Origin of the sequence: Microvirga brassicacearum, assembly GCF_008757455.1 — a bacterium.
GTDB classification, from domain to species: domain Bacteria; phylum Pseudomonadota; class Alphaproteobacteria; order Rhizobiales; family Beijerinckiaceae; genus Microvirga; species Microvirga brassicacearum.
In genome coordinates this window covers 94,301-101,818 of record NZ_VCMV01000035.1, presented here as the reverse complement: position 1 = coordinate 101,818, position 7,518 = coordinate 94,301, and the positions used below count along the sequence as shown (strand labels likewise).

At 68.3% G+C, this 7,518-nt stretch carries 1 protein-coding gene; it reads right to left on the bottom strand.

Annotated elements, in window-relative coordinates; all coding sequences use genetic code 11:
* Nucleotides 1-7,468 (bottom strand): non-ribosomal peptide synthetase (locus tag FEZ63_RS18655; protein ID WP_201274204.1); only part of this gene is annotated, 7,468 nt, incomplete at its 3' end.
* Nucleotides 7,469-7,518: the final 50 nt, after the last annotated feature.

The window sequence follows — 7,518 nt, the reverse complement described above, 5'->3', positions numbered from 1 at the left end:
CGACCGGCACCGGCTGCAGGCCGCTGTCGAGCACATAGAGGCGCGTGTTCCAGATCGGACGGCCGATCGGCGGCGCAACGGCGGCTTGCGCGTCGATCGGCGCGCAAGCGGACCAGATGGTCGTCTCTGTCGGCCCATAGAGATTGAGCACGCGGCTGCCCAATCCCGCCATTTGGCCGGCGAGCTCGGCCGGCAACGCCTCGCCGCCCACCAGCAGAATCCGCAAAGGCGGAAGCTCGGTGCCGGCCTCGTTCACGAGCGACCGCCACAATGACGGGGTGGCTTGCATGAGGGTGGCGCCCGTGGCGACCGCCAGGCGCGCCAGCGATCGCGGGTCCTGAACCGTGCCATGTTCCGCGAGCACGACCGATGCGCCGGCGCGGAGCGGACCCATGAGTTCGAGACCCGCGATGTCAAACCCGAGAGTGGTCACGGCGAGCAGGCGGTCAGCCGGCGAAAACACGATCTCGTCCTGCATGGCGGCGAGAAAATTGTTCAGGGACGCGTGCGTCACGACGACGGCTTTTGGCGTTCCGGTGGATCCGGAGGTGTAGATGACATAGGCGGGGTGGCGCGGATCGCGGCGCCGGGGCGGCAGCGGGCCGCTCGCGGGCGCGGCGGCGTCGGGCGGATCGAAGCGCAAAATGCCGGCGGCGCCGATCGCTGCGGCGGTGGCGGCGCTGGCGATCACCGCCTTGGGCGCGGCGTCGCGCAGCATGAAGGCGAGCCGTGCGCGGGGATAATCGGGGTCGAGCGGCAGATAGGCGGCACCGGCGCGCAGGATGCCGATCACCGCCACCACGAGGGCGAATGAGCGCGGCAACGCCACGGCGACGATATCCTCGGGCCCGAGACCCGCCGCCACGAGCCGCTGCGCCAGCGCGGTGGCGCGGGCATCGAGCTCGGCATAGGTCAGGGTCGCGTCGCCGGCGATCAGCGCGACGGCCTGCGGGGTGGCGGCCGCCTGCGCGCCGAACAGCGCCGCAAAGTCCGCCGCCGCGACCGGATGGGCGGTGTCGTTCCACGCCTCGAGCAGCTGCCGACGCGCGGCCGGGGCCAGGATGGCGAGCGCCGCCACCGGCTGGGCCGGATCCTGCGCCATCCCGGCGAGCACCCGGGCCAGTCCCTCCGCCATGGCGGCGGCGGCAGTGCCGTCGACCCGCTCGGGCCGATAATCCAACCGCAGCTCGAGCTGCGGTCCCGGCATCGCCATCAGGCTCACCGGGTAATGGGTGGCGTCATGGGCGGCAAAGCCCGCCAGCCGCAATCCCGGCGCCGGGGTCTCGAGCTGGGCCCGGTCGAGGGGATAGTTCTCGAACACCACCAGGGTGTCGAACAGGGCGCCGAGCCCGGCGCCGGCCTGGATCACGGTCAGCCCGAGATGCTGATGCGGCAGCAATAGCGCCTGCTCCTCCTGCAGCCGGACCAGCAGCGCGCCGACCGGCTCGCCCGGCCGCAGCCGCAGCCGCAGCGGCACCGTGTTGATGAGCAGGCCGACCATGGTCTCGATGCCGGCGATCTCGGCCGGCCGGCCCGACACCGTGACCCCGAACACCACGTCGTCGCGGCCGCTCAGGCGTCCGAGCAGCACCGCCCAGGCCGCCTGCACCACGGTGTTGAGGGTGAGGTCGTGGCGCCGGGCGAGCGCGCCGAGCGCCGCCGTCAGCTCCGCCGGGAGCACCAGCGAGACATGCGGCTGCGCGCCGGCGAGGTCGGCCGCGTCGGGCTGCGCCCGGGGCAGAATCTCGGCAAGCCGGGTCGGCTCGTCGAGGCCGGAGAGGGCGGCGCGCCAGGCACGGCGGGCGGCGTCCTTGTCCTGGCGCGCCAGCCAGGCCAGCCAGGTCCGATAGGGGGTGGCGGGCGCCAGGGTCTCGCCGCGGTAGAGCCGAAACCATTCGTCGAGCAGCACCGGCATCGACCAGCCGTCGAGCAGGATATGATGATTGGTCAGGACCAGCCGGTGACGCTCAGGGCCGAGCCGCAGCAGGCTCACCCGCAACAGCGGCGCCTCCTCCATGGCAAAGCCGCGCGCCCGGTCGGCTGCAAGGAAGGCCGCGAGCTGCGGCTCGTCCGCGCCCGGGAGGTCGACCTCCGTCCAGGGGAGCTCGATCGCGCCGGCGATCACCTGCACCGGATGGGCGAGCCCGCGATGCCGGAACCCGGCGCGCAGGTTGGGGTGGCGCCGCAGCACCCCGGCAAAGGCGCGCTGCAACGCCGCCGGGTCGAGCGCCCCTGCCAGATCCACCGTCACCTGCACGCCGTAGGCATCCGCGTCCGCATCGTAGAGGGCATGAAACAGCAGCCCTTCCTGCAACGGCGACAGCGGCAGGATCTCCGCAAGCCCCGGCACCAAACCCTCGAGCGCTGCCACCTCCGACAAGGAAAGCGATACAAGCGGGCGCTCGGGCGCGGTGGCGACGGCAGGGTCGTTGATCTCGACCACGCGGGCGACCTGGGCCAGGGCCTCGACCGTCTTGAGACGAAAGACGTCACGCGGGCTGAAGGACAGGCCGGCCGCGCGGGCCCGGCTGACCAGCTGGATCGACATGATGCTGTCCCCGCCAAGGGCGAAGAAGCTGTCGGTCACGCCGACTTCATCGAGCCGGAGCACGTCAGCGAACAGGCCGCACAGCAGATCCTCGCGGGAATCTCCAGTTGGCCGGGTTGGTTGTGCGGTCGCCTTCGGCGGCATCGGCAGCGCCCGGCGGTCGAGCTTGCCATTGGAATTGACGGGCAGGCGGTCCATGACGACGAAAACCTGCGGGATCATGTAATCCGGCAGCCGCGCCGCGAGATACTCGCGCAAGGTCGCGTCGTCAGGTGCGATCCCGCCCGAGCCGACCACATAGGCGACGAGGCGCTTCTCGCCCGGACGGTCCTCTCGCACGATCACCGCGCAGGCCCCGACCGACGGCTGGCTCCCGAGCGCCACCTCGATTTCGGCGGGTTCGATCCGGAAGCCCCGGATCTTCACTTGCTGATCGGCGCGGCCGACGAATTCCACCGCGCCGTCGGGCCGCTGCCGCACCAGGTCTCCGGTGCGGTACATCCGGGCGCCAGGCGCTCCCGAGGGGTCGGCGATGAACCGCGTCGCACTCAGTCCGGCGCGGCCGAGGTAGCCCCGGGCCAGGCCCTCGCCGCCGATATACAACTCACCGGCCACGCCGATCGGCACCGGCGCCAGCCAACGGTCAAGGATGTAGATCCGGGTATTGTCCCGCGGCCTGCCGATGGCGATGCCACGCTCGGATCGCTCCCCCGGCGCAGGGCGGTGCGAGGTGGCAAACATCGTGGTCTCGGTCGGCCCGTAGGCATTGACCAGCTCTATGTCGGGGCAATGCCGCATGACCTGCTGGAAGGCGGACGGCGAGGCAGCGTCGCCTCCGGTCCAGGCGGCCTTCAGCCCGGCGAAGCAGTCCGGCTTCTCTTCGGCGAAGAGATTGAACAGGCTGGTGGTGATGAAGACGCCAGTCAGCTGCTCGTCGGCAACGAGGCGTTCCAGCGTCGCATGATCGATCGGCCCCGGCGGCGCGACGACGATGGTGCCGCCTGTGAGCAGCGGCACCCATAACTCGTAGGTGGAGGCGTCAAACGCATAAGGCGAGTGCAGAAGGACGCGATCGTGATGCCCGGGTTGCCAGCGACGATCGAAGGCGAGGCCGAGCACATTGCGGTGCGTGATGGCGATGCCCTTAGGCAGCCCCGCCGAACCCGACGTATACATCACATAGGCCAGATGGTCCGGGTGAGCGAAGACATCCGGCGCTGGATCGTCGGCTCCCGTCAGCCAGAAGGCCGCATTAACGACGAGGCACGGCCGGTCGCCTGTCGTCTCCGGCCCGATCTCCCGGTCCGCGATCAGCAATTGGGCGTCTGTCTCGTCGAGAATCTGGCGCTGCCGCGCTGCCGGGTGGCTGGGATGAAGCGGCACATAGAAGCCGCCGGCTTTCAGGATCGCCACCGTGGCGACAACAAGGTCGGCTGATCGCTCCATCAGCACGCCGATTCCGGTGTCCGGCCTCGCCCCGAGATGGACCAGCCGTGCCGCGAGCTGGTTGGCGCGACGATCGAGCTGGGCGTAGGTGAGGGTCGTGCCGATGTCGCGAATAGCAGCGGCATTGGGGTTCCGCGCCACCTGCTCCGCAAACCGTTGCTGGATCGTGCCGCTGCTGGCAGGGGAGATAATTGCGGTGTCGTTCCATTGGTCCAGCAGGCTGCGTTCCTGATGCGACAGGAGGTCGAGGGCGCCGACTGGCTTGTCGGGGGCAGCCAAAGCTGTCTCGATCAGCCGCACGAAACGTCGCGCCAGAGTCTCGGCCGTGTCCCGCTCGAAAAGTTCGCTGTTATATTCGAGCAGGCCTTCGATGCCCGCCGGTTCGCCACCGATATGCTGCTCCGTCAGGCTGAATGAAAGATCGAACTTCGCGGTCGCGACATCGACGGGCATGGGGCGGGCCGACAATCCCGGCAGGTCCCAGACCGGGTCAGGGCTGTTCTGGACCGCAAGCGCCACCTGGAACAACGGGTGATGGCCGGGCGAGCGCTCTGGATTGAGCATCTCGACGACCCGATCGAAGGGCACGTCCTGATGAGCATAGGCCGACAGGTCCGTCGTCCGGACCCGGTCGAGAAGAGTGCGGAAATCCGGATTGCCCGAGGTGTCGGTCCGCAGCACGAGGGTGTTGACGAAAAACCCGACCAGATCATCCAGCGCCTCGTCGGTGCGCCCGGCGACGGGACTGCCGATCGCCACGTCTTCACCCGCACCGAGACGTGTAAGCAGGGCCGCGAGGGCGGCCTGCATGACCATGAAGACGCTCGCCTGTTCGTCCCGTGCCAAGGCAACAATGGCCTGGTGCAACTGCGCGCCGAGCGCAAGGCTTACGGTGGCGCCCTGTTTCAGCGAAACCGATGGCCGCCGGTGATCGGTCGGAAGCTCGATCTTTTCGGGCAACCCCTCGAGCGTATCGCGCCAATAGGCGAGCTGGCGGGACAACGTGCTTTCCGGATCGTCCTCGCGTCCAAGGAGCGCTTGCTGCCAGAGGGCATAATCGGCGTATTGCACGGCAAGGGGAGACCAGATCGGAGTCCGGCCGTTGCAACGAGCCGCGTAGGCTTTCGCCACATCGCGCCCCAGGGGCTCCAGCGAGGCTCCATCCGCCGCAATGTGATGGACGGTGAGAAGCAGCACCTGTTCGTTCGCGCCAAGGATGAACAGCCGTGCCCGCAACGGCAGATCCCTTGCAAGATCGAAGCTTTGGGCGTGCGCGGCCGCGAGCGCTTCGGAAAGGTTGGCCTCCGACACGCTCTCCACCGCGAGCGTCGGTCGCCCGTCCTCAGGGCGCTGGATGACTTGGCGGGGAACGCCAAGCCGTTCCGGAAAAATCGTGCGCAGGCTCTCGTGGCGGTCGGTCACATCACCCAATGCTGCCCTGAGGGCGTTTTGATCGAGCGTCCCCGAGAGGCGCATGGCGAGCGGAATGTTGTACGCAGCACTTGGCCCGTCGAGGCGGTCCACGACCCATAGCCGCCGCTGGGCGGCCGATAGCGGAAGCATCTCCGGCCGGGGTAGAGCGCGGGGCGCGGGGCGCGCTGGGCTCGCGCCGTCGAGCGCCGCCGCAAGGCCCGCCACTGTCGGGGCTTCAAAGAGCGTGCGGATCGCGATCTCGAAACCGAGCTGAATGCGGATGCGGTTGACCAGTCGGGCGGCGAGCAGGGAATGGCCGCCGAGGGCGAAAAAGCTGTCGTGAATGCCGACACGCCGCATGGCGAGAACCCCTGCGAACAACGCGCAGAGAGTCTCCTCGCGACCGTTGCGCGGTGCTTCCGTGCCCGCGAGGGCCGCAAAATCGGGCGCCGGCAATGCTGCACGATCGAGCTTGCCGTTCGGCGTGAGCGGCAGGGCGTCGAGCGCGATGAACATCTGCGGCAGCATGAAGTCGGGCAGCCGCTGGGCAAGATAGCGATGCAGGATCTCGGATTCGGGTGCTGCACGCTCGGTGCCCACCACGTAGGCGATCAATTGCCTGTCGCCATGTTCGTCATCGTGCCCGATCACGGCGCAGCGCGAAACCGATGGATGTCGATCGAGCAGCGCGGCGACCTCCCCGGGCTCGACACGGTTGCCGCGGATCTTGACCTGATGGTCCGCTCGCCCGACGAAAATCAGCGCTCCGTCGCTCCTGAGCATCGCGACGTCGCCGGTCCGGTACATGCGCGCTCCGGGGCCGACGAAGGGATCGGCGACGAAGCGCTCAGCAGTCAGCCCAGGCCGGTCGAGATAGCCCCGCGCCAGTCCATCCCCCGCCACATAAAGTTCGCCCGGAACGCCGATCGGAACAGCGCGCAAAGCATCATCGAGTACGTAGACCTGGGTATTCCAGATCGGGTGGCCCATCGGAGCCTCGCCATCCTCGCTGACTTCTGCAAACAGGCTGTCGCCGCTTGCCTCGGACGCGCCATAGAAATTGAGCAGGCGCGATGCCGGCAAGGTTTCGGCGAATTGGCGGGCGAGCGCTTCCGGCAGGGCCTCGCCGCTGCTGATCCAGAGGGCGCAGTCCTGGAGCTTTGCCGGATCGGCCTCGTCGAGCATGGCGGCCAGCAGGCTCGGAACAAGCGTCATGCGGGCAACGTTCTGGCGGTCGATTTCATCCACGAGACGATTGACGTCCCGGGCGGCCTCAGCGGCGATCAGCACCAGGGTGCCGCCATATAAAAGAGTGCCGAGCAACTCAGTCGAGCCGTCGATGAAGCTCAGCGAACTTTTTGCGCCCGCCCGGCCACTGGAGCGTGCCGGAAAAAGGCTCTCGAACCAGGCCAGCCGATTGACCATGCCGCAATGCAATCCGACGACGCCTTTCGGGACGCCGGTCGAACCGGATGTATAGACCACATAGGCGGGATGCCGGGGCGTGAGCGGGCGGCGGCGGTCGCGATTTCTTGGCGCATGATCCGGCCGATCGTCGATTGCGCGTCGCGTCTCCGCGTCATCCAGAGCCAATACGGTGATGGCCCCGATTTCCGGCAAGAAGCTCGCCGGTGCCGATCCGATGATCAGGCAGGCGGGTTTTGCATCGGCGACCATGTAGGCGAGGCGCTCAGCCGGATAACCTGGATCGAGGGGCAGGTAGGCGGCGCCGCACTTCAGGACCGCAAGCAGTGCGATGACGCATTCCGGAGACCGCGGCAGGGCGATGCCCACGATTTCTCCGGGGCCGATGCCGAGGGCGATGAGATGATGCGCCAATTGGTTGGCGGCGGCATCGAGTTCAGCGTAGGTGACGGTTTGGCGATCCGCGATCACGGCGATCGCCTCCGGAGTCCGGCAGGCGCTGGCCTCGAACAGGCGCGCCAGGTCCGTATCGGGAACGGGATGGGACGGACCGGCCACGATCGCCGCGGCGGCGGTCGTGGGGGAGTTCGTCGGCTCGGATTGAGGGGGGCTGAATGCATGGAGTGCGCGATTCAATGCATTGCCCCTCTATCCCGACCTTCTGGCGTGGAGGTCCCTAGAGGACT